Origin of the sequence: Rhizobium sp. K102 (assembly GCF_022385315.1) — a bacterium.
In the GTDB taxonomy this organism is placed as follows: domain Bacteria; phylum Pseudomonadota; class Alphaproteobacteria; order Rhizobiales; family Rhizobiaceae; genus Rhizobium; species Rhizobium croatiense.
The window spans coordinates 511,973-537,406 of record NZ_CP092437.1 but is presented as its reverse complement, the minus strand read 5'-3'; the positions used below and the strand labels follow the sequence as shown (position 1 = coordinate 537,406).

The following is a 25,434-nucleotide window of genomic DNA, read 5'->3' as shown; positions in this document are numbered from 1 at the left end:
GATTTGCGTGTCTGGATTGCCTCGTGATGGCGATAGGCGCTGCGGCTCATCCGTGCGCTGGCGTCGTGCGCCGGTTACGGCGCACCATTCGTGAAGAAGCGGCCCGGCAGAAAGCTCTGCCGGCTCAACTGCCGGGCCGCTTTCGGACCATCGCCTTGCAGCTTCTCCAGCAACTGCAAGGCGACGAGCCCGTATCGATCGTCAGCGTGCGGCGGACTGGACGGACAACGAACCGGTGCCTGAGCTATCGAGCAGAGCAAAGAGCTGGCTCGCCTGGCTTTCGGTGACGTCATCAGGCTTGCCGGCCATGAACTCTTCCAACGACACCAGCCCGTCCCCGTTCGTGTCGAGATCGGAGAGCAGGGATGCAGACTGATCATCGTCGGCTGACGGGGGCGGGGGCGGTGGTCCGTCGGCACGGTCGGATTGTTGCGCGGACATGGCTTCGGTCAGCCAATCGACCGAGAGCGAGCCTGCGCCTTCGCGGTCGAAGCTGTCGAACAGCGTGCCGGCCTGATCCTCCGTCACATCCGACGGCCGGCCTGCGACGAATTCAGCTTTGCTAATCAGCCCGTCTCCGTCGGTATCGAGATCGGGGAGCATGGACGACAGCTCTTCATCATCGGCAGGCGGCGGCGGTGGCGGTCCGTCGGCACGTTCCGATTGCTGGGCGGACATCGCTTCGGCGAGCGCGTCGACCGAGAGCGAGCCGGTGCCTTCGCTGTCGAAACGGTCGAACAGCGTTCCGGCCTGGTCCTCCGTGACATCGGACGGCCGGGCCGCTACGAATTCGGCCTTGCTGACATAGCCGTCGCCATCGGTATCCAATTGGGAGACATCCATGCCTTCGCCGCCATCCTGCTCCCCGCCGGAGCCGGATTGATCCGAGAAGCGGTTCATCGACAGCGTCATCAGCTGCGACAAAAGTTTGTCGGCGCTGCTGGAGGCGTCTTCGTCGGACTGCTGGGTTGTGGTTGATTTTTTTGCTGAAACCGTATTACACGAAAGGATGTCCTCGGATGCGGACGTCGAGCTCCTGCTATAAGAATAGGAAGAGATTGATGTTGCAGCAGAAATGGTCGTCATAAGCGCTCCATCGCTATGGGGGTGGGGATGTAACGCATTACAGAACTGATGAGTTCTCTAAATCGAAATCGCTAATGCTACAACCGAAGAAATTATCCCTCAGAAATCGTAGTACGTTTTCTCAGGTCGTCGGCATGCGCTTCGACAGGGCGGCTTAGACGATCATGAAAGTTATCGATGAGCCCGCAGACGAGCCGCGCAGACGAGGCCGGCCGAAAGTCTCCACCGACGAAGACAAGCGGCTGCAGATCGTCGAAGTCGCCCGCCGGGTTTTTGTGAAATATGGATATGCCGGAAGCACGACCGCGGTCGTCGCCTCCGAAGCGGGCGTTTCCAAGCAGACGCTCTACCGCCTATTTGAGAGCAAGGAAGAGCTGTTCGCCGCCGTCGTCGCTGCGCATCGGCGCCTGATGCTTGATCTGCCGCGGCCTGCCGAAGATTGTTCGATCGCAGAAAGCCTTGAACGGATCTTCATGATCGACATGGACGAGGACAAAGATGCGGACCGCGCCGGATTCCTGCAGCTCGTCTTCCGTGAAGCCGCGCAATTTCCCGAGCTGGTCGATATCCTGCAACGGGAAGGCATGCTTGCCAGCCGACAGGAACTGGCCGACTGGCTGAGCGATCGCCGGGCCGAGGGCCGGCTCACCCTGGACGATCCGGTGAGCGGAGCCCGGATGCTGATGGACATGATCTTCGGGGGCATGGGACCGCCGGAGGGCCGTGCCCAGGCCTGGCCCGATCGGGCGGCCCTGCTTGCCCATCTTCGCCGCTCAATTGCGATTTTTGCCGCCGGCATAAGCGCCGCCTGAGCGAACCAGAGACATTTCTCACTCCTGGCTTCCAATTCACGATTGGATGAATTATAGAACTCCTTAGTTCTATTAAGTTGATTCGGCCACATGTCAGTGGCTGTGCCTCGCCATGACCGGCGACGATATTCCCGCAGAGATGAGAAATTTCAATCGTGATGGCCGCAGGCTTTCGCGCGGCATCGCCGCGCCAGGCAAGCCAGCGAAACGCGTGGCGGTCTTGCATAAAACAAGTGTGAGAGGGACAGACGTTGGTTTCCACCTATGTAAGCTATCTCGCGGTCGCGCGAAATCTGGGCGCCAGTCTCTCGAACGTCGCTTCCCAGGCAACGGTCGCCCGCGACAGCGCCTATTACAAGGAGAACATCGACCAGGTCACGACGGTCGACGAGCTCATGGTCGATTACAAGCTCTACTCCTATGCCATGAAGGCCTATGGCCTCGAGGACATGACTTATGCAAAGGCCTTCATGAAGAAGGTGCTGGAGAGTGACCTCAGCGATTCATCGAGCTTCGCCAACTCCTTGAGTGACGGCCGTTATGCCGAGTTCGCCGCCGCCTTCAAATTTTCCGGCGAGACGAAGACCGCCCAATCGGATGTGCAGCGCGACAACCTGCTGGATGCCTATGAGGAGTCCTTCGAGACCGAGGCGGACGCCATCGAAGACGAGACCGATTATTTCGAGGAAAACATCGCGTCGATCACCTCGGTCGACGATTTCCTGTCGAGTTCGCGGCTGAAGAACTATGTGCTGACGGCCTTCGGCCTCAGCACCGAATACACGTCGACCAGCTTCCTGAAGGACGTTCTGGCGAGCGACCTCGACGATGCCGACAGTTTTGTCAACCAGCTCGGCGACGACGTCTATGTCAGCCTCGCAAAGGCCTTCAACTTCAACGAGGACGGCTCGGTCGACGGCGATCTGATGTCGGAAGACCAGATTTCGCTCGTGACCAGTGCTTATGCGGTGGCCTCGGCGACAATTGCTTCTTCCGAAACCGGAGAGGCTTACGACACCTATTTCGCCGCGGAAATCGGCAACATCACCTCGGTCGATCAGCTGATGAGCGATGACAAGCTCGTGTCCTATCTGAGGACGGCTTACGGCCTCACTGACGACGAGTCCGACACCTTCATTTCCGCAGCATTGAAAAGCGCCGACATCGCCGATGCGATCGGCCTGTCCGATCTGCACGACGCCTTCAATTTCGACGAGGACGGCGCGCTTGCCGATGGTGACACGGCCCAGACGTCGGACCAGACCGCCGCGACCACGGCGGCCTTCGATGAGAATTATCAGGTGTTGATCGCCAACACCGACACGGAAGATGCCGTCGACAATTATACGACGCGCATCGCCAGCGTCACTTCGATCGACGATTTCCTCGTGTCGAATGCCGATGACGACGATGATGACAACGACGATCTCCCGGAAATGTGGGAGATGGCGTTGCGCGCCTTTGACATGGATCCGGACAGCGTTTCGAGAAGCGAGGTACGAAAAATTCTCGAAAGCGATCCCACGGACTCGAAAAGCTATGTCAACAGCCTGGACGACGATCGCTTCGTCGCCTTTCGCAAAGCATTCAATTTCGACAGCGATGGCGACGTTACCGTTCCCTTGCAGGCCATGTCGGAATCGGTCGTCGACGACTATGCCGCCTATTACAAACAGAACAAAATTCGATACCTCGAGGGCGACGAGTTGACCGAGGCGACCGATGCGGCGGATGACGAGATCACCTATTTTCGCGAGCAAATGGCGACGATCACCACGGCGAGCGAATTTCTGGCCGATGATCGCCTCGTTGCGTTCGTGCTCGAGGCAAAGGGGCTCGACCCGGACGATGTCACGTCGGACCAACTCGAGAAGATGTTTTCGTCCGATCTCGACGATGAAGATAGTTACGTCAACAAGCTCGACGACAATCGTTTCGCCGAACTCGTCGGCGCGTTCAATTTCGACCAGGACGGCAATATATCCGCGGATCCCACCGGTACGGTGCAGCAGCGCGGCGATGTGCTTGAGACGGTCGATGCCTATGTCAGGCTGACGCTCGAGGATGATCAGGGCGACAGCAACACCGGCGTGCGCCTTGCCCTCTATTTCGAACGCAAGGCGCCGGAGATCTCGAGTGCCTACGACATTCTGGGCGACAGCGCGCTTTTCGAATTCTTCACGACGAGCTTCAACCTTTCCAGTTACGTCTCGAACATGGACGTCGAGAAGCAGGCCGAGATGGTCGAAAATTTCATCGACATCGAGGATCTGTCGGATCCCGACAAAGTCGACGACCTGATCAAGCGCTTCACCGCCATGTATGACATGGCCAACGGCACCGGCACCACATCGACTGCGCTTTCGATTCTGACCGGTTCGGCGGCGATCAGCGCCGATACGCTGCTAGCAGTGGCGCAATTAAAAAGCGGGTAAGTGATCCTACTCCGTTCCTGAGGCCGCCTACCACCGCCCAACGTCGTTCGGCAGCCGCCACCCCCGGACTGATCGGGAACACTTCTTGTAGGAGAGTTCTCCAGAAGTCGCTTGGGCGACCTCTTTGGAGTCCACATAATCGCCGCGCATTTTGCTTCGACTATCTTGGCAACCCCGAGCGGTCAGAACGCAGCCAGTGGTCCGCTCGGAAGCGGTCGAAAATGCTGCACTGCCAAAAAAATCACCACGCGCACTGCTGCGCGTTTTTTCGGCATGGGCCATTGACAATTCATCCTTGATGGCACTTGATACATTATTCCAGTAAAACAGACATGCGTCCATTATACTGGAATAATGGGAACCAACCATAAAGGGGAACGCCATGACCATTTCCTTTCGCACCGGCGTGATATCGCTGGTCGCCGCCGCTTTGTTGTCCACGCCTGTGCTCGCCGAGGGCAGCAAGCTCGATGAAGTGCTGGCCCGCGGCCATCTCGTTCTCGGCACGGGCAGCACCAATGCGCCTTGGCACTTCAAGAGCGCGGACGACAAGCTTCAGGGCTTCGATGTCGACATGGGCCATATCATCGCCAAAGCCCTGTTCGGCGATCCGGAGAAGATTGAATATGTCAACCAGTCCTCCGACGCCCGCATCCCGAACATCACCACTGACAAGGTCGATATTACCTGCCAGTTCATGACCGTTACGGGCGAACGCGCCCAGCAGGTGGCCTTTACCATTCCTTACTATCGCGAGGGTGTCGGCCTGATGCTCAAGGCGGACGGAAAATATGCCGACTATGCCGCTCTGAAGGCGGCAGGCTCCTCGGTCACCATCTCGGTTCTGCAGAATGTCTATGCCGAGGCGATGGTGCATGCGGCATTGCCGGAGGCGACCGTCGACCAGTACGAATCCGTCGACCTGATCTATCAGGCACTGGAGTCGGGGCGCGCAGATGCCGTCGCAACGGACCAGTCGTCGCTCGCCTGGTACATGACGCAGAACCCGGGCCGCTACAAGGACGCCGGCTACGGCTGGAACCCGCAGACCTATGCCTGCGCCGTCAAACGCGGTGATCAGGACTGGCTGAACTTCGTCAACACCGCGCTTCACGAAGCCATGACCGGCGTCGAATTCGACTTCTATGCCAAGTCCTTCAAGACCTGGTTCGGCAAAGACTTGACGCCGCCGCAGATCGGCTTTCCCGTCGAATTCAAGTGACGTCATGCGAGGCGGGACTCAAGCCCGCTCCGCTGGAACAGGATGATCTTAGGCCGGGTTCGGCCTAAGATCGGAATCCGGTTCTGAAACGAAGAGTTGGAGCATGACGTCGTCCGGACCGCTCGCGCGTTCGGCATCAGTTCTGGTCTGAAAGGACCCGCATGGGTTACACGCTGAATTTCGCTGCCGTCTGGCGCAACTTCGACTTTCTCTTAAGCGGGCTTGCCCTCAGCCTCGGGCTTGCGGTGATCTCGATTCTGATTGGGGCCGCAATCGGTCTTATCGTAGCCTTCGCGCTGACATCCAAGAGCCGCTTCGCACACGTGCCGGCGCGCGTCTATGTCACTGTCATTCGCAACCTGCCGATTCTCGTCCTGGTGCTTTTCGCCTTTTTCGCGCTGCCGCAGATGGGCTTGCGCCTCGACAAGATGAAAAGCTTCGTTCTGGTCTTATCCCTCTATTCCGGCGCCTATCTGGCCGAAGTTTTCCGTGCCGGCCTGCTGTCGATTCCGAGAGGACTGACCGAAGCGGGTCTCGCCATCGGCCTGACCGGGATGCAGATCCGCAGTTCCATCATTGCTCCGCTGATGCTGCGCAACGTGCTGCCATCGCTCTCCTCGACGATCATCTCGCTCTTCAAGGACACCTCGCTCGCCGCCGCCATCGCCGTGCCTGAGCTGACGTTCGCCGCCCGCAAGATCAATGTCGAGAGCTTCCGCGTCATAGAAACCTGGATGGTCACATCAGCCCTCTATGTCGCCACCTGTTTCCTCATCGCCGCCTTGATGCGCCTTGTCGAGCGCCGTCTGGCCCTGCCGAGATAGTCCGATGTCCCATACTTTTCTCGAACAACTCTGGATCGCTCGCTACGTCATCATGAACGGCGTCGCCATGACGGTGTCGATCTCTCTGCTGGCCATTCTCGCAGGCTCCGTCCTCGGCGTCTTCGTCGGTCTGGCGCTCGTTTACGGCGGCGTGGTTTTACGCCTTCTCGTACGCGCCTATACGGATATCATCCGCGGCACACCGGTGCTCGTGCTCGTGCTGGCAAGCTATTACGTCTCCGCCGCGGTCGGTCTCGATCTCGGGCCGTTTTCCGCCGGCGTGCTCGCTCTTGCGATCTTCTGTTCTTCCCATGTCGGCGAAATCGTGCGCGGAGCGCTTCAAGCGATCCCGAAGGGGCAGACCGAAGCCGCCAAGTCGATCGGCCTGACCTTTACCCAGACCTTCACCTCCGTGCTGTGGCCGCAGGCCATGCGCCAGTGCCTGCCGGCCTGGGTGAATACGGCGGCGGAGATGGTGAAGGCCTCGACGCTGCTCTCCGTCATCGGCGTCGCCGAGCTTCTCCTGCGCACGCAAGAGATCATTTCCCGGAATTTCATGAGCCTCCAGTTCTATTTTCTGGCCGGTGGACTCTATTTCATCGTCAACTACGGCATCGAGCACTTCGGCAAATATGTCGAGCGCAAGACCGCCCTGCCGTCCTGAGGAGACTTCCCGATGGCCAAGATCATTCTCGACATCAAGGGTCTGCGCAAGGCTTACGGCATCCATGAGGTTCTCAAGGGCGTCGATTGCGCGGTAGAGGAGGGCGAGGTCATTTCGATCATCGGCTCGTCCGGCTCCGGCAAGACCACCTTGCTGCGCTGCGTCAACATGCTCGAGGAATTCCAGGGCGGCACGATCAGCCTCGACGGCGAAGAGATCGGCTATCGCGTCGACGGTGCGAGCCGGCGGCGCAAGAGCGAGAAGGAGATTGCCCGCCAGCGCGCGTTGACCGGCATGGCTTTTCAGCAGTTCAATCTCTTCCCGCATATGAGTGCCGCCGAAAACGTCATGCTTGGCCTTATCAAGGTGAAGAAGATGACGAAGCCGGAGGCCCGCACCATCGCCGAAAAATGGCTCGACCGCGTCGGCCTCGCCGCCCGCACCAACCACTATCCCGGTCAGCTCTCCGGCGGCCAGCAGCAGCGCGTCGCAATTGCCCGCGCCATCGCCATGTCGCCGCGGCTGATGCTGTTCGACGAGGTGACCTCGGCGCTCGACCCGGAACTGGTGGGCGAGGTGCTGCAGGTGATCAAGGGGCTTGCCGCCGACGGCATGACCATGCTGCTCGTCACCCACGAGATGCGTTTCGCCTATGAGGTTTCGTCCCGCGTCATCTTCATGAACCAGGGCGTCATCTGCGAGGAGGGCGATCCGAAGGAAATGTTCGTGCGTCCGAAGACCGAACGGTTGGCCGAATTTCTCAAAACCTCGAGCTTCAACTAAGACGGGGCGAAGCGTGCGGCACTCGGCGTCTTCAGGAGCCGGTGCCTTTATCAGGTCGATCGGAGATCGAAAGGTCCATGTCGGCGAGGGGGCCGCGCTCGCTTAAATTACGTTCAGTCTGCATTCCCGGCAGGCATATTTTCCGCAAAGCATCCGAGTCATGCCGAAAATCCTGAGCACAGGATTCTGGCATGCGCTTTGCTTTCTGTCTTGTATGCAAGATAGCCACACATCCGAGACCAACCAGAAGTCCATCGAGGCGACGATCGTCTCCGGCATCCTGTCCGCCAAGATCAGGCCCGGTACGCGGCTTGGCGAAAACCAGCTAGCGGCACTATTCGGTGTGTCCCGAACCCGCGTCCGTGAAGCCATGATGCGCCTGGAGACGCGCGGCATCGTGCATGTCAGCCCCCGGCGGGGCTGGTTTGTCGTCGAGCCGTCCGCCGAAGATGCGATTGCGGTTTATGAGGCAAGGCGTATCGTCGAGGCCGGATTGCTGGGCAGCATGCGCATGCTGACGGAGGAGGGTCGCAAGGCTCTCGACGCCCATCTGAACGAGGAGAGGAATGCGATGGCGGCGGGCGACCGCCAGCGCCTGACCTATCTGATGGGCGATTTCCATATCCGCGTCGCGGAGCTGAGCGGTAACGCCATCATCGTCGATATCCTTCGCGACCTGACCGCGAGGACTATCCTCATTTCGATGCTCTATCAATCCGAATTTCATGCGGCACAATCCCACGAGGGGCACTGCCGCATTTTCGAGGCCATGCAGGCAGGCGATTTCGGCAGAGCTGCGGCCCTTTCCGTCGAGCATCTTGATGAAGTCGAAATGGGCCTCGACCTCACGGCGCGCCCGGATCCGCTTTCGGATCTGCGCAATTCCCTGTCGCTGCCGCCCAAAGCCGCGTCCGCCGTCTCCCGACAGTCAGACTTGAAAACCACAACCTCAAAGGAGCAATGAACACATGCTGACAAGACGAGTCTTCTTCGCAATCGCGGCCCTGGCCGCGACCTTCGGCTTCAACGCGCCGTCGCACGCCGATGCCCTCGCCGATATTACGGCGCGCGGGACGCTGCGCGTCGCTGTCCCGCAGGATTTCCCGCCCTTCGGCAGCGTCGGCACCGATATGGCGCCGATGGGCTATGATATCGACGTGGCCAATCTCATTGCCGAAAAGCTGGGCGTCAAAGCCGAGCTGGTGCCGGTCACGAGTGCCAACCGCGTCCCCTATCTGCAGACGAACAAGGTCGATCTCGTCATATCAAGCCTCGGCAAGAATCCGGAGCGCGAAAAAGTGATCGATTTCTCGGTCGCCTATGCGCCCTTCTTCAACGGCGTTTTCGGACCGGCCGATCTTGCGGTCGCCAAGGCGGAAGATCTCGCGGGCAAGAGCATCGGTGTCACGCGCGGCGCCGTCGAGGATCTCGAGCTGACGAAGATCGCGCCAACCGATGCGACGATCAAGCGTTACGAGGACAATAACGGCACCATCTCGGCGTTCCTCTCCGGCCAGGTCGACATCATTGCCACCGGCAACGTCGTTGCGGCTGCGATCCTCGCCAAGAATCCTCCCAAGCGCCCTGAGCTGAAATTCCTCATCAAGAACTCGCCCTGCTACATCGGCCTCAGCAAGGAACAGTCCGGCCTGCTGGAGAAGGTGAACGGCGTTATCGCCGCCGCCAAGACCGACGGCACGCTGAACGCGATATCGCAGAAGTGGCTCGGCGCCGATCTGCCGTCCGATCTGTAAGCAAACCTGGATCTTGCGCATGTCTCCCGCGCGCCTCGCGGGATGACATGCGCTCCGTCACCGCAAGAGGGGACATTCCTTGAGCTACCATTTCGAATTCGGCTGGCTGCTTCAATATTACCCTGACATCATCGAGGGCATATTCGTCACCTTGGAGCTTATCGCGGTCGGCGGGGTGCTCGGCATTTCGCTCGGCATTTTCTGCGCCTGGGTGCGGGCACTCGGCCCGGCCTGGCTGAAGCCGGTCGTTGCGGCCTATGTCGAGCTGATCCGCAACACGCCCTTCCTGATCCAGCTCTTTTTCATCTTTTTCGGTCTGCCGTCGCTCGGCCTCCATCTTTCCGAACTGACGGCGGCCAACCTTGCAATGGTTGTCAACCTCGGCGCCTATAGCTGCGAGATTATCCGTGCCGGTATCCAGGCAACGCCCAAGGGCCAGTTCGAGGCGGGCGAGAGCCTGGCGATGACGCGCTTCGAGACCTTCCGGCATGTGGTCCTCGTGCCTTCGCTGCAGCGCATCTGGCCAGCGCTGTCGTCGCAAGTCGTCATCGTCATGCTCGGCTCATCGGTCGTGTCGCAGATCGCCGCCGAGGATCTGACCTTTGCCGCAAACTTCATACAGTCGCGAACCTTCCGCGCCTTCGAGGCCTACTTCGTCTCGACGGCCATCTATCTCGCGCTGGCGATCCTGCTCCGGCAGGCCCTGGCGGTCGTCGGCGGGTTGATTTTTTCAAGGAGAGCGGCGCGATGATCGAGTTCACCCTCTGGGATATACTGCGCAACCTGCTGCTCGCCACCCGCTGGACGATCCTTCTTTCGCTCGTCTCCTTCATCGGCGGCGGCGCTGTCGGGCTGGGGTTGCTGTTCCTGCGCATCAGCAAGAACAAGGCGTTCAGGATATTCGCGAAATATTATATCGAGCTCTTCCAGGGCACACCGTTGCTGATGCAGCTCTTCATCGCCTTTTTCGGTCTCGGTCTTTTCGGCATCGATGTGCCGGCCTGGCTTGCCGCGGGCTTGGCGCTCATCCTGTGGACCGCGGCCTTTCTCGCCGAAATATGGCGAGGCTGCGTCGAATCGGTCGCCAGAGGTCAATGGGAGGCCTCCGCCAGCCTTGGTATGGGGCGGTTGCAGCAAATGCGCTACGTCATCCTCCCGCAGGCGCTGAGGGTCGCCATACCGCCCACGGTCGGCTTTTCCGTCCAGATCGTCAAGGGAACGGCGCTGACCTCGATCATCGGCTTCGTCGAACTGTCGAAAGCCGGCACTGTGGTCACCAACGCCACTTTCCAGCCCTTCACCGTCTATGGCCTCGTCGCCCTCATCTACTTCGTCCTTTGCTGGCCCTTGTCGAAAAGCAGCCAGATCCTGGAGAGGAAGCTCAATGTCGCTCATCGAAATCACTGAAGTCCGCAAAAGCTTTGGCGCCACCGAGGTGCTGAAAGGCATCAATCTCGATGTCGAGGCGGGGGAGGTCATCGCCATTATCGGCAAGAGCGGTTCGGGGAAATCGACCCTGCTTCGCTGCATCAACGGACTGGAGACCATCACCAGCGGCTCGATCTCCGTGGCCGGTGCGCAGCTCCTCGACGACGAGGTGCATCTCAAGGCACTGCGTCTCAGGGTCGGCATGATCTTTCAGCAATTCAACCTTTTCCCGCACTTAAGCGCCGGCGGCAATGTCATGCTGTCGCAAACCGTGGTGAAGAAGACCCCGAAGGCCGAGGCAGAAGCTACCGCCCGCAAGATGCTGGAGCGGGTGGGACTGGGCCACAAGTTCGACGCTTATCCGGATGAGCTCTCGGGCGGCCAGCAACAGCGCGTCGCCATCGCCCGCGCGCTCGCCATGCAGCCGACGGCGCTTCTCTGTGACGAGATTACCTCGGCGCTTGATCCGGAACTGGTCGCCGAAGTTCTGGCCGTCGTGCGCGAGCTTGCCGCCGAGGGAATGACGCTGCTGATGGTCACGCATGAGATGAAGTTCGCCCGCGACGTCTGCAGCCGCGTCGTCTTCATGCATCAGGGCAGGGTCCACGAAGCAGGCCGGCCGGAGGATGTCTTCGCCAATCCGCAGACTGCCGAGCTCCGGCAGTTTCTCGGTGTCGGCTAAAGCGTCGCATCAAATTTGATTCATGCGACGCGCTTTAGCTCTTTGTTTTTATGCATGTCGTTGTCCCGGAACCGCTGCACACTTCCGGGCGGCATGCATGAGAGTCGTCATGGTGGCCGCGTGATTGGGCGGCGAACAGCTACCGCCATCTCTTGATGAGAAATCCCGACGGACCTTGAACGGGATCGCTGTGGGGGAGGGGTACGGACGCGATTTTTGCCAGCATGTCGCTCGATGCAGCCGAAGTCTGAATGTCGGCATGCTGTCCCTTGGGATAAGCGCCGACGACCTGGAAGTCCGACGTGCAGCCGAGATTTTGGTGCCCTGTCCCGGCCGGAAGCACCAAACAACCCCCGCCGCGACCTTTATGGCTTGACCGCCGGGACCGCCAATCAGAAGGGTGGCGCTACCCCGTGCAACTCCGAGCACCTCATGTGCGCCGGCATGGTAGTGCTGATAGTCGAAAACCCCGTTTGTCCAGATGCCTGTCCAACCGCTTGCCGCGAAGCGATCTTCGAAATCGCAAGGTCCGTCGTCGTCAACAAGCCCCTTGTAAAGCAGCACAGGAAGGCGCTGATTGTTCGGGACCCAGTCGCTCGGCTCGAAAATTGTCGCTTCGACGTGCATTTGAATTCCCACGTTGTCATCGATTGCCGCGGCGCGAGCAGCGCGAGCCATTGCAGCTGTTCACACCGGTCTTTTGAGGCGCTCTCACCGAAGGCATCCGCGCTGGCGGCTGCAAAAACCAAACTTCGGTGATTGCCAAAGGTTCCTCGACACGCCCGGCGGAAGGTTGCCTGATGCTCCGCGCCGAGCCAAGACAAGAGCGAGGGCGCTCTGCGCGCCCCGAGCCGGCGACGTGCGGTCGCCTCGGCTCGTCAGTGGGCCAGCATCTCTTCGACGATCTGCTTGCCATTCAGGTTCGCGGGGTAGTAGGTCGGCCAGTTGGTGACCTCATTCAACAGCGCGGCGCGGTCATTGCCCCAATAAAGGTGGTAGTGGTCGGCCTTCTCGGGGGCGACGATGTGGTCGCTGAACTGAATGAACCGAGGTGCGGCGTCATCACCGGCGCTTTTCCTGAAGACGAAACGAACCCCTCGATTACCCTTCTTGTAGGTGAGGATTTCGTGCCCATCCGTCTCGTAGTCTCCGGTCACGGAGTCCTTGCCGCGGAAAAACGTAACCTTCTTTCCGTTGACGACGATCCGGTCGACGTCGGTCTTGTATCCCGTGTCATAGTAGGCACGATACTCCCCAGCGCTCTTGTCGCCATGTTTCGCCTTGTCGGCCATCACCGGATCCAAGGTTCCGTCGACAAGATAGGGGTAGACCGACTGCCAGTCGCCTTCCCAGTCCGACAGTTCACGCGCCTTTACCTGATCGTCATCGAAATACCCATCATGCTCCGACCCCTTCTTATCGTGCGAATGGCTGTGGCTGTGATTATTTCCCGAAGATGTCTGGGCGCCTGCCGTTCCCGCAAAAGTCAATGTTGCGGATACAGCCAGGGCGTAGCTGAGTTCTTGTGATCGCCTTGTTCATTCACTGAAACCTTTCGATTGCCGGCACGCCTCGTGCTCGAGCTGTGATGTAATAACATTACAGATGCCAACTAGCGTGATTTGACTGCAAGCGCAAGGGGCTTGGACGGGACCTGCGCATCAACACCGCCAAGGCAGAAGCGATGTCGCAATGGCAGCCGCGCCCTGAGGAGGAAACAATCCGCGCCTGCGGTCAGAGCCTGATAGACAACGACCTGGTGACCGCCGGTCGTCAAAATTGACCTGCTCGGCGAAGAGCAAATGCATCCAGGAGATGAGAATGACAAGCAATGATCAAACTGCAGCAGACCGCATCCGTGAAATCGAGCGCACCCGGCTGCGTGCACTGGTCGCGGCCGATATGTCCGCGGCCAGGCCTCTTCACGCCGATGATTTTCAATTGATCACGCCAATCGGTGTAGCCCTCTCGCGTGAGGAATATCTAGGCGGTATCGCAGCCGGAGGCATCAAGTATCGGGCTTGGGAGCCGGGTGACATTGCGGTCCGCCTCAATGGCTCCGCTGCCGTGATACGTTATCGTGCGCGCCTCGAAGTCATCTTCAACGGGCTCGCCGTGCCGCCCGGGGAGTATTGGCATACAGATACTTATGAACTCCGCGACGGCGAATGGATGGTTGTCTGGTCGCAGGCAACAGCCGTCGGCCGCCAATAGCCGCGAGATCGGCGCCCCGCGACGCAAAGAGATCTTCGCCTTTGCGAGATCCATCGAAGTTCCACGTGCGGCCGCTCCGTCTTCGGGAATAAAAATCCCGACAGGGCGGCCGCTCCGGGAATTATCGGTCCTTGTTGCCGGCAGGGGCGGGCAGGAAGACTGGCTCGGCTGAGCGTGTCGGCGCCATCAGCTGTGCAAGGACGTCGTCGGCCGACTGGCTCGAACTGCCGATGCCGGCCTCGCGCAGCTGGCGGTCGAGATCGCTGCCGTTTTCCAGCGCGGCCAGTTCAGCCCCGGCTTCGATACGGCCGGCGGTGATTTCCTGGCGTTTCTTGATGCGTTCGAGACTTTCCACGGCGCTGCCGAGACGGGTGTTGATGCCCGACTGGTTATGGGCGATCGCCGATTGGGCGCGCAGCAGCGACTCGTTGGCTTTGACGTTCTCTACCTCGCGCTTCATCTGCGCGATGCGCGACTCGGTTTCCTGGATCGTGCGCAGCATCTGCTGCTGGCGGGGAAGCAGCCGATCGAGCTCTTCCTGGTCGCGCTGCACTTCGGCGCGACTATTGGCAATGCGCTGCGCCAGACCCTGCGCGAGATCCGTACGGCCCGCGGAGATCGCAGCGCGGGCGCTGTCGGTATCCTTGGTTTCCTTTGCGCGGTTTTCTTCAAGCCGGCGCATGACGCTCTTGTTCGATGCCATGATGCCGGCCAGATCGGATCGCGCCCGTCGCAGCGACTGTTCGGCGTCGCGAATTTCCTGGTCGAGAATGCGCATGGATTGGCTGTCGGCGGCTGCTTCTGCTGCCTCGTTAATGCCGCCGCGAATGGCGGTAAAAATCTTTCCCCAGGTGCTCACGCTTCAATCTCCCCGCTTTTCCATTCTTCAATCATATGCGCTGCATCGACGGCGTTGGCAGCCAGAATTGCGACTTCCTCGACGACGGTCTCGGCCGGCGAGCGTGCTGAAAGCGAGCCAAACAATTCGTACCATTCCTCACCGTCGATCGTGGTGATGCCGAAACTGGAGAGTGGCACGAACTTGTGCGTCTTCAGAACCATGCGTTCGAAGGCCTCTCGGTTGGGCACCTCCTTGCATGGCGTCAGAACAACGCTGACGAGGATGTCACGCTCGCCGCTCACCGTGACGAAAACGTCAAGATCGCCTCTTTCCTTCAGCGTTACGCACAAGACGTCCCCGTGTTCGGGTACGGCTACATCAACATCGCCCAGCGCCTCCGGATCGGCGGCGAACAGGCGCGTTAAAGTGGTGAGGTTCCAGGTCTCCAAAAAGTCCTCCATCGGTTAGAGCGTCAAAAATATCTGGGTAGTCGGTTTACAACTTAAAGGTCTGGCGCGCGAAATAAATTTCGGTAGGGTGCACGTTAGCAACGGGGGTGAATCGCTTGCCATTTATCGCTTCATTTCTGCGGCGTATATATCTTTCGCTCGGCGAATTGGCATGGTCAGCCGTTTTTCTTATCCTCGTTCTCCATCTGATCGTGTCTTACCTGCTCTTTATGCTGGCGGGCGAGGGCGATCTCGTCGGCAACCCGGTCGACTTCCTTTATTACTATATGGTCACTGCAACGACTGTCGGCTATGGCGATCTTTCTCCAAAGTCGGCGCCCGGCCGGATCATCGCCGTCCTGGTCGTTCTTCCCGGTGGCATTGCCATCTTTACTGCAGTTCTTGGCAAGTTGTTGACAGCTATCGGTACGATCTGGAGGAATCGCATGCGCGGATTGGGTGATTACAGCGAACGCGCCGGCCATATCATCGTTCTAGGCTGGCAAGAGGGGCAGACATACCAGACGCTGCGGCTGCTGCATTCCGAACGCCACGCCAACGAGCCGATGAGCGTTCTGGTCGCCAAGGATCTGCCGGAAAATCCCGCCGCCGACTACGCCGACTATATCAGAAGCGATCGGCTTGCCGATGCCGACGCTCTGATGCGGGCCGGTGTGGCCCAGGCGCGCGCGATCATCGCGCGCGGCGCCAATGACGACGAAACACTGGCCGCAGTCCTGATTGCCGAGGATCATGCGCCCAATGCCCATATCGTGGCCTATTTCGCCGATGACCGCACGGCACAGATGGTCAAACAGCTGCGGCCGCGCGTCGAGGCGGTGGGCTCGCTCGCTGAGGAACTTCTGTCGCGTTCGGCGCGTGACCCGGGCTCCTCGGAAATCGCCGCACGGCTGCTGTCGGCCGCCTCTACAGACACGGCCTTTTCCCTGCCGGTACCGCCTTTGCAAACGCCACTACTCTATGGCGACGTATTTTTAAGGCTCAAGCGTCGGTACAATGTGACACTGGTGGGCATGCTGAGCGAGGGCGTGACCGATCTTAATTGCCGAGACGAGACGCCGATGCGCGGCGGGGAGACTCTTTACTACATCAGCGGAATGCGGCTAGATCCCGGTGCCATCGCCTGGGCTAGAATGGGAGACGAAACATGATCGGCTGGTTCGGCGGAAACAAGGACGAAAAACCCCTGCCAAAAGAGCTCGGTCCCTTGACCGTGGCCATCGGCGGGGCGTTCGAGATCGATTTCCTCTCTCTGAAGCCGATGCTTTGGGCGGCGAGCCGGCCATGCCGCTGCCACGGAGCGGGCCGTTCATCGTTGCCGGCTACGGTGAGGTTTCGCTCGATGCCGCCACGGTTCTGTCGCGCTACTACGATGAAGAGAACCGGATGATTCAGGTGATGTCGGCCTCGGGCAAGCCGGGTGATGCGATCGACGATATCAGCTTTTATCAGCCGTGGGACAGCGTCGTGCCGGCCAGTCAGAGCGAATGGAGCCGCTGGACCGGTCCGGCCGGCCTGATCGGCCAGCCATCCTATGATGCCGACGGGATCCTCTATAACCGATTCTGGGGCGACGGCCCGGAACGCGCCCAACTGGTGGAATTTATCGAAAAGGTCGACGACGGCGAAGCGCATCGCTCCATTCACCAGACCTGCATGTTGTATTACCGCCCACTTGGCTCGACGCGCGAAATGCTTCTGATCAATGTCGAGCGCGACCTCGACCTCGGCCAGAGCCAGGCGGGCAGTTCAGTGGAATTTCTGATCGGTTACGGTCTGGCTCCAGCCGATGTTCGCCGCGTCTGATGGACCCTATCAATTTTAACGGAGGAATTTATCGATGCTCGATTACGTGGCGGGCCTGCCTGCCTTCCTTGGCTATTTCGCCGTCGGTCTAGCCGCATACGCTGTTTTCGCGGTGATCTATACCTGGCTGACGCCGCAGCAGGAGGTTCAGCTCATCCGCGCCGGCAATCTTGCGGCCGTTACGGCATTCTTGGGCGCGCTTGTCGGTTTCAGCCTGCCTCTGGCTTCGGCGGCAGCCAATTCGGTCAGCATCGTCGATTACGTCATCTGGGCGGTGATCGGCACGCTGGCGCAGATTCTGGCTTTTTATATTGCGAACTTCACCATGAAGGATCTGCATGAAAAGATCACCGCCGACAATATCGCCGCCGGCATATGGGGCGGCGGTATCGCCCTCGTCGTCGGTATTCTCAACGCCGCCTGCATGACCTATTGAGGGAGGAAAAGATGCGCAGACGCATGAGCGGGCACAGGCGACCTTTCCTGGCCCTTGGCACCATCGCTGCCTCGACCCTGGCACTGTCCGGCTGCGGCGATGACACTCCTTCGGAGATAATGTTCACGTCCGTCGACCAATGCGTGACCGCCGGGATGGACCGGCAGGTCTGCCAGGCCAGCTATCAGGATGCGATGCGCGCCCACCTCGCCGCCGCGCCGCGTTTCGACGGCATGGCCGCCTGCGAAGCCGAATACGGTAAGGGCCAGTGCACGGAACAGCAGGCCAACGCTCTCCCCAACAATGCCAGTGGGAGCGGCAGCGTCTTCATGCCCTTCCTGGCAGGCTACATGCTGTCTTCGGCATTGAACAACGTCAGCGATTATTACGATTATCGCCGGCGCCAGGAAGCGGCCGGTTACTACTACGGCTCGACGCCGATCTATCGCAATCGCTCGGGGCAGACAGTGACGACCACCGTTCGCTCGGGCGGCAGCGTGACGGCGCCTTCGCGTCAGAGTGTCAAGCCGGTCAATGTCAATACCCGCACCGTCGCCCGGCAGGGCTTCGGTGGCCGTTCGTCCTTCAGTTTCGGCGGCTGACATGAAGCGCATCACTCTTCCCGCGCGTCCTGATTGGCGTGACAAGGCGCGCGCCGTCGGCTTCGGATTTCACGTCATGTATGGCGAGCCCTACTGGCTCGACGATGCCGCCTATACGTTCACGCTCGATGAAATCGAGACGCAGATCGAAGAACCGAGCCAGGAACTGCATGACATGTGCATGGATCTGGTCGGTGATATCGTCGGCAGCGAAGAGTCGCTCGACAGGCTGGCCATCCCGGAGGACCTGCGCGATGTGGTGCAGCGCTCCTGGCAGCGTCGCGACCAGCACCTTTACGGCCGTTTCGATCTTGCTTACGACGGCAGCGGCCCGGCCAAGCTGCTCGAATACAACGCCGATACTCCCACCTCCGTGTTCGAGACCGCCTATTTTCAGTTCAACTGGCTGACCGACCAGATCGCTTTGGGTGTTCTGCCGAAGGAAGCGGACCAGTATAATTTCCTGCAGGAGAGCCTTGTCGAGGCGTTCGACCAGTTTCCCAAGGAATCGATCTTCCACTTCGCGGCGATAACCGACAATGAGGAGGATCGTGGCACGACGGTCTATCTTATGGACTGTGCGGTACAGGCCGGCCATCGCGTCGAGCTTCTCGACATTCGCGAGATTGGTATCGACGCCGAGGGCCGCTACACCGATCTCAAGGATCGGGTGATCGACCGCTGCTTCAAGCTGTATCCATGGGAATTCATGCTGCGCGAGCCGTTTGCCCGCGAACTCGCGCGCTCGGGCGATGTTTTCGTCGAGCCCGCCTGGAAGGCCGTGCTTTCCAACAAGGGGCTTCTGCCTTTGCTCTGGCAGCGCCACCCCAATCACCCCAATCTTTTGCCGAGCTATTTCACCGATGACCCGGCGGCTTCCACCCTGACCGACTATGTGCGCAAACCGCTGTTGTCGCGAGAGGGTGAGAACGTCACGATATTTCGACAGCGACGGGAACTGGTTTCTGCTCCGGGCGATTACGGCGACGAAGGTTTCATCATCCAGGCCTACGCCCCGCTTTTCGAAAGCGACGGCGGCTTCGCCGTGCTCGGCAGCTGGGTCGCCGGGGATCGCGCCTGCGGTCTTGCGGTTCGCGAAGATCGGACGCGGATAACGGCCAATCTATCGCGCTTCGTGCCGCACGTTATAATGGAATAAGATGTAGTTATTTCCCGCAGTGAGAGCGGAAGTGGCGTAAGATAGCTTATGGAACTCGGGCCAGCGGCTACCTTGTACCAACTGCTAACATGCCGCATGGAAGTGGCTATTCTCGATGAAATAGCAGCGCACACTGGTGATGATGAGACTACTAAGTCCATGTCGAACAAATACGCAAACTCCGAGACGCCTGGCGTTCCGCAGACCTCGGTCTGCCTAACTGGCGGGATCTTCTGAAACCGCGCGCTTTGTCGAAGCGCCGCGCATTGGGAAGCCGGGCTGTGCCCGGCACTTGAAGATCAAGCCGGCAGAGCGCCGCTCCTTTTCGCCGTCCAAGTGGCGATATAATCCATCAGCCCGGGAGCCAGGCAATCGTAAGGTTCGAGGCCCAGTTGGTGAAGACGGGCACGGACACCGTCCATTTGAGCCGGCTCGAAACCGTTCTCGATGATCGAGGACACGAAAGCCGCAAAACCGGGCTCTGCCCAGCCGTCCTCCTCGAAGCGCTCCGGATGCAGGAACGAGAGCCCCTGGAACGGGTGATCGCGCTCGACGGGTCCGTGCATGTGGACGCCGCATTCCTTGCAGGCATGCCGCTGGATGAGAGCATTGGCATCGACGACGACAAGCTTGTCGCCATTCTCGATCACCTCAACGCTTTCAGAGGGAGCAACGGCAACGATCGAGAAGGCTGCGCCCTCCGGCTTCCAGCACTTTGTGCAGCCGCAGGCGTGATTATGGGCGATATCACTTTTGATCTTCACTTTCACCGGATTCGTGGTGCATTCGCAGACCAGCGTTCCGCCCGCAAAGGTCGCCGCACCCTTCTTCAATCCCCCATCGAGATGGGGATGTATGCCGATATCTGCCATTGCTTCTTCCTTCGATTTTGCCGGGCACCATGCCCGGCCTTCTGACGGCATTGCGACAGATCAGCGGTTGAGCCGCTCAGCGTGCCACTTCAAATGGTCTTCCATGAAAGTCGAAATGAAATAGTAGGAGTGGCCATAGCCCTCCTGCATCCGAAGGTTCAGCCGGATACCGGCTTTTTCGCAGGCTCTCTGCAGTTCAGAGGGATGCAGTCCGTCCTCGATGAACGCGTCGGCCGTTCCCTGGTCGACAAGGAGTTCGGGGAATCGGAAGCCGTCTTCTATGAGCGCACAACTGTCAAATTGCCGCCAGGCGCCTTCGTCGATGCCAAGATACCGTTCGAAAGCCGGGCGGGACCAACCAGCCACCGTGGGCCGCGAGATCGGCGCGAATGCAGAGCAGCTGCGGAAGCGATCGGGGTGCTTCAGGGCAAGCGTGATCGCGCCGTGGCCGCCCATGGAATGTCCGAACACGCCCTGGCGTGCCATGTCCGCCGGGAATTCCGAGGCAATAAGACGGGGAAGCTCCTCCGAGACATAGGAATACATGCGGTAGTTCACATCGAACGGTGAGCAGGTCGCGTCGAGGTAAAAGCCAGCGCCGCTTCCAAACTGCCAGTTATCGGAATCGTCCGGCACATCGGCGCCTCTGGGGCTTGTATCGGGACACACGACAATCAACCCCAAGAGTGCGGCGGCCCGCCGATACTCACCCTTTTCCATGACATTGACATGGGAGCAGGTCAGTCCCGACAGATACCAGACCACTGGGCACGGACGTTCTTGCGCTTGCGGCGGCAGATAGACGGCGAAAGTCATGTCGCAGTTGCAGATGTTGGAGCGGTGGGCGTAGACACCTTGGGTTCCGCCATACGACCGTTCGAACGAAATTGTCTTCATCTCATTATCCTCGATTGCCTCCGGTTGCGCCGCAGTCGGAACGGCTGCGGCGTCAGCGTTTCAGGGACTTCATGAAGCTGCCGATATGCGGGAACAGTTCTTTGAAAGGCGTATCCGCTCGGTGTCTCATGAGAACCTCTGTGAAGAGCTTCAATCCAACGGTGAACTCTGCTGCCTCATCGTCGGGCAACAGCTGCTTTTGGCGAACTGCCGAGAGGATTTTGAACAGATCGTCGTGGTTGGTGGTTTGGAAAATGAGAGCTTCGTCGGCAGCCGAAGGGACGTCGCCCTCCAGCCGCTCCACCGTGACCCGGTAAGTGTGAGCCATTGGCGTCTATCTACAATTCGATGGCGTAGTAAGTGAACCCGCCCTCGTCCTTGCCGACGCCGGAGATGGCATCATTGATCTTCTCCAACGGCCACACCATTGGCGACATGACCGACATATCGATGATTCCAGCCTCGACCATGGCAGCGATTTCCATGCCTTCAGCGGCGGTGAACCAGACCGAGCCGATCAATTCCATCTGCTCGTCCATCCACCACTTGACGTCGACAGGCAAAGCTCCGGACGTTCCGCCGATGTTGACGATGCGACCACCCCGTTTGACGCCGCCCATGGCGTCCAGCATGGAATCCAAGGGGGCCTTTGCGCCGAGCGTATCGAGCATGAGGTCGGCGCCGCTTCCGTTGGTCTGCTCTTTGACGAAGCTTCTCGACGATCCATTGACATTCGAAAATGTGACGATCCGGTCGGGAGCGATCGCCTTAAGCCGCTTAAGCAGCGTCTCGCCCCTAGCGACGGCATAGATTTTTGCGACGCCCATGGCCAGCGCGAACAGCGTGGCCCCCAGCCCTAGAGTGCCGGTCGCACCGTTGATGATCAGGCTCTTGCCCATCAGCGGCCCGCATTTCTTGAGGGCGGCGTAGGAGGTGCCAAGATAACCAAGGCGAGAGCCTTGGACGAAACTCATCCTATCGGGGATCTTGATAACCTGCGCCTGCGGGGCGAGCATGAATTCGCCGAAGCCGCCGTAAGGATAGCGCGCGAACATCTCCAGGCTTTTCTGATTGTAGCCGAAGTAGCCGCCGAGGGTCCAATGTTCGCAAGCCTGCGGCTTGCCCGACGAACAATGGTGGCAAGCGCCGCAGAATCGACCGGGGTTCACATACACCCTGTCGCCCGGCTTGACGTTGACGACCTGGGGGCCGACCTCATGGACGATCCCGCTCGGATCGAGGCCATGGATTGCCGGGCGCGGCGGGAGCGGCATCTGCGGATACCAGGTTTCCCAGTTGGCCAGGACGTTCGCCAAATTAGGGACCATTCCGCAGGCTTTCACGCGGACGACGACATCGCTTCCGGTCGCCTTCGGCCGCTCGACTTCATCAATCCTCATCGGCTGACCAACGGCATGCAGGCGCGCAGCACGCATCATTTCCATAAGCTTTACCCTCCCAAACTCAGAGATCGCATCGTATTGACATCCTAATTGGATTGTGAATACCGTTTAGTATCTGAAAAGGCAAGCGGGGATTGCCAATTATCCTCGCGAACGCGGCCAGGGGCCGGCGTCAAGGAGGAGACATGGACTTCGTGTTGATTGACTGGCTCCGCATTCTTTGCGGCGCCTGGCTTGTTCCCCATCTCATCGGCAAGGGACTGCATTATGAGAAGGCCGGTGGAACGTTCGAGGCGGCAGGCTTCAGGCCCGGGAAGCTGTTCGTTGGCCTCACCATGGTTGCAGAAGCCTGCGCGGCCGTGGGGCTGATTTTCTCGATATACCCCCGGGTTGCAGCTCTTGTCGGTGCTCTGGTGCTACTTGGCGCGGGCTACGCAGTTGTGAAAATCAACGGCAAGAATTGGCGCTGGCAGAAGATGGGTCCCGAGTATCCGATTTTCTGGGCACTCGTTTGTCTTCTAACGGCTCTTGTGTGATCGCCTCATTTTGAGGTACGCCTCGGTGTCTGGATACGCACGAAACGGATTTACGAATGGCACGGCTGACACGTGAGCAAAGTCAGGCTCGCACAAAGGAAAAGCTTTTGGCGTCCGCTTACGAAGTCATGGCACGCTACGGCTATGCCGGGGCTTCGATCGAACGCATCGCCGAAGAGGCGGGCTACTCGAAGGGGGCGTTTTATTCGAATTTTGCCAATAAGGAAGATATCTTCCTGCAACTCCTTGCCGGTAACGCGGGTGGCGACGTCGTTCAGCTGACCGAACTCCTCGGAAAGCACGATGACCCAATGGGACTGATCGATGTCTTGGCAGGGTGGGCAAACGATCGCGGCGACGATCGCCGATGGGGTATGCTGGCGATAGAGCTTCTTCGGATGGCCCAACATGACCACACGCTCGGAGACCGGCATATAAAACTATTCAGGGATCAGTGGGAAGGCGTCGGCAAGATCCTTATCGACAAGCTGAACCTTGTTCTGCAGCCGCCGGCCAGCCCATTCTATATCGGCGGTATCGTGCTCGAGCTGACTTATGGCGGTATTTCGAGCTTCCTCAAGGACGGCGCACCCGGGGACATGGTACGGGTCGTACTGAGGGAAATGTACCGCTCATCACGCGCATCGACGCCCGCCAAAGCGGCTACAGCATAACCAAAATCATCCACCATCTGATCATGTGAAGTGCGCGCCGCGGCCGGGCGCGCTCTTGAGCATGAGCAACAGCTCGGCCCATGTCGAAAGGACTTGCCAAGCGCGCGAAAGCAAATCTTTCCGCGCAAATCGGCTTGACATCGTGAAATTCAAAGACTACCTTTCATCCAGAAACTACTTGGTATGTGAAAACCGAATGGTATTTATACCGGAAACGGCGACCGCTGCTGAGGAGCATGCGGGTTATGGGGGGATCATGGACAAAGTCATAATCGTGACGACCTGTCGAAGTGCACGAGCCGCAGGATAAGACACCACCTGGTCGTGCGCGTCAGCGGCACGTCGTGGATTGGCAATTCGGAAAATCACCACATGCTTGGATTTGGCAACTCCCCTCAGGAGACGCTGGTCGCGTCCCTGCTCGTCATGGCGCTTGTTGGCGTTCTTGTTTCGGGCCTGATGCGTTGGCGTGGCTTGGCTCGGCTGACCGACCTCCTGATGCCCGCAGCATTGCTGGCAGCCTATTGGCTCACCTACAACAAAGTTCCGACGTTTCCGCCCGTCGGTGCGGTCAATAAGGTATTTTACGTGACCGTTGTCGGAACGGCGATCGGCTTCGCCGCCGAGATAGCGGCCCCACGCGCGGTGCGCCTTCTCGCGCTTCTGCAGCCGGTCGCGGCCGCATTCTATGTCGGTTCGCCGCGATTGGGGACAGCGTCCTGGGAAGTGGCGCTCGCCGCGGTCGCCGGAATGGCGATCATGGGGATGGTCATGTGGCGCGGAGCAACAGGCGCAGAGGAGGACGTGAAGCGAGGCGGCGTCGTTGCCGTACTTGCTACCGGCTTTGCACCGATTGCCCTTCTCGGCGCCTCATCTTCCTCGTTTCAGCTCTGCCTGACGTTTGCGGCTGGATGCTTCGGAATTCTAATTGTTCACGCAGCAAAGCCGGCCTTCCGTTTTGGCGGCGCCTCGTCCCTCGGCGCCTTGGGCGGCCTCATCGCCATCGCCGATACCGTCGTGCTGATCACGCGCAAAGCCGATCTCATCGCACTTGCGGTACTCGCTCTCTGCGCTGTGCTGCCGGCGCTCTCGGAACGTATCTGCCTGAAGCTCGGCCTTTCCCGGCCGTTTCCACGCCTTTTCGTCCATGTCGCCTTGGCTGCACTGCCGGCTGCAGCGGCGTTTGCCGTCGCGTTCGTCGATTATGGATCGAGCTTTCCAGTTTAACAGGAGGAGGAGAATGAAAATGAAATACCGACTAGCAGCATTGCTACTTTCGATGACGGCGCTCGCCGGCGTGGTGTCGCCCGCCTCTGCCGCGAAATTCGACATCGATCCGGTGCATTCGGGTATTGCGTTCTACATCGACCATCTTGGCTTCTCAAAGGTGATCGGAGTTCGCGCAAGAGTTCTCCGGCACGTTCGATTTCGACGCTTCCAAGCCGGACGCCAGCAGTCTCGATGTCAAGGTCACCGTTGCGTCGATCTGGACGAATAACAAACAGCGTGATGGCGACATCCAGGGCGCCGACTGGTTCAACGCCACGGAATTTCCGGAAATCACATTTGTCGGCAAGGAGTTCAAAAAGACGACCGACAACACCGGACAAGTCGTCGGAGACCTGACGATAGCGGGAGTGACGAAACCCGCGACCTTGGACGTCACGTTCAACAAGGAAGGGCAGAACCCTTGGGATAAGAGTCACGTTGTCGGTTTCAGCGCCACGACCAAAGTCAAACGCAGCGATTTCGGCATGAAGGCCGCGCTCGGCATGATCGGCGATGAGGTCGATCTCGTGATCCAAGTGGAAGGCCGCGAACACAAGGGGTGATA

At 59.4% G+C, this 25,434-nt stretch carries 29 protein-coding genes and 3 pseudogenes; 22 read left to right on the top strand and 10 right to left on the bottom strand.

From position 1 onward, the window contains the following. Window positions 1-201: 201 nt before the first annotated feature. Window positions 202-1,086, bottom strand: a complete 885-nt coding sequence (locus MHI61_RS30070; protein WP_239793093.1) for an EF-hand domain-containing protein — start codon at window positions 1,084-1,086, stop codon at window positions 202-204. 164 nt (window positions 1,087-1,250) lie between these two features. Here MHI61_RS30070 and MHI61_RS30065 point away from each other — a divergent pair, with 164 nt between their 5' ends. Both MHI61_RS30065 and MHI61_RS30060 read left to right on the top strand, forming a co-directional pair. Next, window positions 1,251-1,898, top strand: a complete 648-nt coding sequence (locus MHI61_RS30065) for a TetR/AcrR family transcriptional regulator (protein ID WP_010060450.1) — start codon at window positions 1,251-1,253, stop codon at window positions 1,896-1,898. A 251-nt stretch (window positions 1,899-2,149) separates the two neighbouring features. Next, the gene (locus MHI61_RS30060; RefSeq protein WP_239793092.1) at window positions 2,150-4,333 is read left to right on the top strand and encodes a DUF1217 domain-containing protein; all 2,184 of its coding nucleotides are present in this window, start codon (window positions 2,150-2,152) and stop codon (window positions 4,331-4,333) included. A 27-nt stretch (window positions 4,334-4,360) separates the two neighbouring features. Here MHI61_RS30060 and MHI61_RS30055 read toward each other — a convergent pair whose 3' ends face one another. Then, window positions 4,361-4,717 (bottom strand): hypothetical protein, encoded by a 357-nt coding sequence (locus MHI61_RS30055; protein ID WP_239793091.1) that lies wholly within the window; start codon window positions 4,715-4,717, stop codon window positions 4,361-4,363. Here MHI61_RS30055 and MHI61_RS30050 point away from each other — a divergent pair. The 9 genes from MHI61_RS30050 (at window position 4,716) to MHI61_RS30010 (ending at window position 11,690) form a co-directional block, all read left to right on the top strand. After that, the gene (locus tag MHI61_RS30050; RefSeq protein WP_239793090.1) at window positions 4,716-5,555 is read left to right on the top strand and encodes a transporter substrate-binding domain-containing protein; all 840 of its coding nucleotides are present in this window, start codon (window positions 4,716-4,718) and stop codon (window positions 5,553-5,555) included. The genes MHI61_RS30055 and MHI61_RS30050 overlap by 2 nt on opposite strands. A gap of 161 nt (window positions 5,556-5,716) precedes the next feature. Continuing rightward, window positions 5,717-6,379: an amino acid ABC transporter permease gene (locus MHI61_RS30045; protein ID WP_239793089.1), complete on the top strand. Its 663-nt coding sequence runs from the start codon at window positions 5,717-5,719 to the stop codon at window positions 6,377-6,379. 4 nt (window positions 6,380-6,383) lie between these two features. Then, window positions 6,384-7,043, top strand: a complete 660-nt coding sequence (locus MHI61_RS30040) for an amino acid ABC transporter permease (protein ID WP_239793088.1) — start codon at window positions 6,384-6,386, stop codon at window positions 7,041-7,043. A 12-nt stretch (window positions 7,044-7,055) separates the two neighbouring features. Beyond that, window positions 7,056-7,826 carry an amino acid ABC transporter ATP-binding protein gene (locus MHI61_RS30035; RefSeq protein ID WP_239793087.1) on the top strand — a complete coding sequence of 257 codons (771 nt, stop codon included), beginning with the start codon at window positions 7,056-7,058 and terminating at the stop codon, window positions 7,824-7,826. Window positions 7,827-8,040: 214 nt separating this feature from the next. Next, window positions 8,041-8,790: a GntR family transcriptional regulator gene (locus tag MHI61_RS30030; RefSeq protein ID WP_239793086.1), complete on the top strand. Its 750-nt coding sequence runs from the start codon at window positions 8,041-8,043 to the stop codon at window positions 8,788-8,790. A 4-nt stretch (window positions 8,791-8,794) separates the two neighbouring features. After that, on the top strand, window positions 8,795-9,580 hold the full coding sequence (locus tag MHI61_RS30025; RefSeq protein WP_239793085.1) for a transporter substrate-binding domain-containing protein: 786 nt from the start codon (window positions 8,795-8,797) through the stop codon (window positions 9,578-9,580). Window positions 9,581-9,659: 79 nt separating this feature from the next. Then, window positions 9,660-10,331, top strand: coding sequence for an amino acid ABC transporter permease (locus MHI61_RS30020; protein ID WP_239793084.1), 672 nt, complete (start codon window positions 9,660-9,662; stop codon window positions 10,329-10,331). Then, entirely contained in the window at window positions 10,328-10,987 is a 660-nt protein-coding gene (locus MHI61_RS30015) for an amino acid ABC transporter permease (protein WP_239793083.1), read from the top strand. The genes MHI61_RS30020 and MHI61_RS30015 overlap by 4 nt, the downstream gene beginning before the upstream one ends. After that, a complete protein-coding gene (locus MHI61_RS30010) occupies window positions 10,965-11,690 on the top strand; it encodes an amino acid ABC transporter ATP-binding protein (protein WP_239793082.1) in 726 nt (241 codons plus the stop codon). Before MHI61_RS30015 ends, MHI61_RS30010 begins: the two co-directional genes overlap by 23 nt. A 139-nt stretch (window positions 11,691-11,829) precedes the next feature. Here MHI61_RS30010 and MHI61_RS30005 read toward each other — a convergent pair. Beyond that, a pseudogene (locus tag MHI61_RS30005) lies at window positions 11,830-12,317 on the bottom strand (cupin). 251 nt (window positions 12,318-12,568) lie between these two features. After that, on the bottom strand, window positions 12,569-13,180 hold the full coding sequence (locus MHI61_RS30000) for a metal-binding protein ZinT (RefSeq protein ID WP_239793081.1): 612 nt from the start codon (window positions 13,178-13,180) through the stop codon (window positions 12,569-12,571). Window positions 13,181-13,511: 331 nt separating this feature from the next. Between MHI61_RS30000 and MHI61_RS29995 the strand changes: the two genes are divergently transcribed. Further along, a complete protein-coding gene (locus MHI61_RS29995) occupies window positions 13,512-13,904 on the top strand; it encodes a nuclear transport factor 2 family protein (protein WP_239793080.1) in 393 nt (130 codons plus the stop codon). Between the two features lie 121 nt (window positions 13,905-14,025). Here the strand turns inward: MHI61_RS29995 and MHI61_RS29990 are convergent, their stop codons facing one another. Further along, complete coding sequence (locus MHI61_RS29990; RefSeq protein WP_239793079.1) at window positions 14,026-14,763, bottom strand: PspA/IM30 family protein; 738 nt, start codon at window positions 14,761-14,763, stop codon at window positions 14,026-14,028. Next, window positions 14,760-15,206, bottom strand: a complete 447-nt coding sequence (locus tag MHI61_RS29985) for a YjfI family protein (RefSeq protein WP_345774874.1) — start codon at window positions 15,204-15,206, stop codon at window positions 14,760-14,762. The genes MHI61_RS29990 and MHI61_RS29985 overlap by 4 nt, the downstream gene beginning before the upstream one ends. Window positions 15,207-15,310: 104 nt before the next feature. Here MHI61_RS29985 and MHI61_RS29980 point away from each other — a divergent pair, with 104 nt between their 5' ends. The 5 genes and pseudogenes from MHI61_RS29980 to MHI61_RS29960 all read left to right on the top strand — a co-directional run bounded on the left by MHI61_RS29980 (window position 15,311) and on the right by MHI61_RS29960 (window position 19,218). Continuing rightward, window positions 15,311-16,366, top strand: coding sequence for an ion channel (locus MHI61_RS29980; RefSeq protein ID WP_239793077.1), 1,056 nt, complete (start codon window positions 15,311-15,313; stop codon window positions 16,364-16,366). Further along, a pseudogene (locus MHI61_RS29975) lies at window positions 16,363-17,021 on the top strand (YjfK family protein). The gene MHI61_RS29980 and the pseudogene MHI61_RS29975 overlap by 4 nt, the downstream one beginning before the upstream one ends. A 34-nt stretch (window positions 17,022-17,055) precedes the next feature. Beyond that, window positions 17,056-17,457 carry a DUF350 domain-containing protein gene (locus tag MHI61_RS29970; protein ID WP_183843360.1) on the top strand — a complete coding sequence of 134 codons (402 nt, stop codon included), beginning with the start codon at window positions 17,056-17,058 and terminating at the stop codon, window positions 17,455-17,457. 11 nt (window positions 17,458-17,468) lie between these two features. Next, window positions 17,469-18,059: a DUF1190 domain-containing protein gene (locus MHI61_RS29965; protein ID WP_239793076.1), complete on the top strand. Its 591-nt coding sequence runs from the start codon at window positions 17,469-17,471 to the stop codon at window positions 18,057-18,059. A gap of 1 nt (window position 18,060) precedes the next feature. Beyond that, window positions 18,061-19,218: a glutathionylspermidine synthase family protein gene (locus MHI61_RS29960; protein ID WP_239793075.1), complete on the top strand. Its 1,158-nt coding sequence runs from the start codon at window positions 18,061-18,063 to the stop codon at window positions 19,216-19,218. A gap of 299 nt (window positions 19,219-19,517) precedes the next feature. Here the strand turns inward: MHI61_RS29960 and gfa are convergent, their stop codons facing one another. Genes gfa through MHI61_RS29940 form a run of 4 tightly spaced genes read right to left on the bottom strand, consistent with a single transcriptional unit; the run spans window position 19,518 to window position 22,432 of the window. Next, complete coding sequence (gfa, locus tag MHI61_RS29955; RefSeq protein ID WP_239793074.1) at window positions 19,518-20,090, bottom strand: S-(hydroxymethyl)glutathione synthase; 573 nt, start codon at window positions 20,088-20,090, stop codon at window positions 19,518-19,520. 60 nt (window positions 20,091-20,150) lie between these two features. Continuing rightward, entirely contained in the window at window positions 20,151-20,987 is an 837-nt protein-coding gene (gene fghA / locus MHI61_RS29950; protein ID WP_239793073.1) for an S-formylglutathione hydrolase, read from the bottom strand. 52 nt (window positions 20,988-21,039) lie between these two features. Then, complete coding sequence (locus tag MHI61_RS29945) at window positions 21,040-21,315, bottom strand: DUF3861 domain-containing protein (RefSeq protein ID WP_239793072.1); 276 nt, start codon at window positions 21,313-21,315, stop codon at window positions 21,040-21,042. Between the two features lie 10 nt (window positions 21,316-21,325). Further along, window positions 21,326-22,432 (bottom strand): alcohol dehydrogenase catalytic domain-containing protein, encoded by a 1,107-nt coding sequence (locus MHI61_RS29940; RefSeq protein WP_239793071.1) that lies wholly within the window; start codon window positions 22,430-22,432, stop codon window positions 21,326-21,328. Between the two features lie 143 nt (window positions 22,433-22,575). Between MHI61_RS29940 and MHI61_RS29935 the strand changes: the two genes are divergently transcribed. From MHI61_RS29935 to MHI61_RS29915, 5 genes and pseudogenes are all read left to right on the top strand, one after another. After that, on the top strand, window positions 22,576-22,926 hold the full coding sequence (locus MHI61_RS29935) for a DoxX family protein (protein ID WP_010033309.1): 351 nt from the start codon (window positions 22,576-22,578) through the stop codon (window positions 22,924-22,926). Between the two features lie 56 nt (window positions 22,927-22,982). Beyond that, window positions 22,983-23,600: a TetR/AcrR family transcriptional regulator gene (locus MHI61_RS29930; RefSeq protein WP_239793070.1), complete on the top strand. Its 618-nt coding sequence runs from the start codon at window positions 22,983-22,985 to the stop codon at window positions 23,598-23,600. A 372-nt stretch (window positions 23,601-23,972) separates the two neighbouring features. After that, complete coding sequence (locus tag MHI61_RS29925) at window positions 23,973-24,827, top strand: hypothetical protein (protein WP_239793069.1); 855 nt, start codon at window positions 23,973-23,975, stop codon at window positions 24,825-24,827. Between the two features lie 13 nt (window positions 24,828-24,840). After that, window positions 24,841-25,098: a hypothetical protein gene (locus MHI61_RS29920; RefSeq protein WP_239793068.1), complete on the top strand. Its 258-nt coding sequence runs from the start codon at window positions 24,841-24,843 to the stop codon at window positions 25,096-25,098. Next, window positions 25,064-25,432 (top strand): annotated as a pseudogene (locus MHI61_RS29915) (YceI family protein); the annotation flags it as partial. The gene MHI61_RS29920 and the pseudogene MHI61_RS29915, both read left to right, overlap by 35 nt. Window positions 25,433-25,434 lie beyond the last annotated feature (2 nt).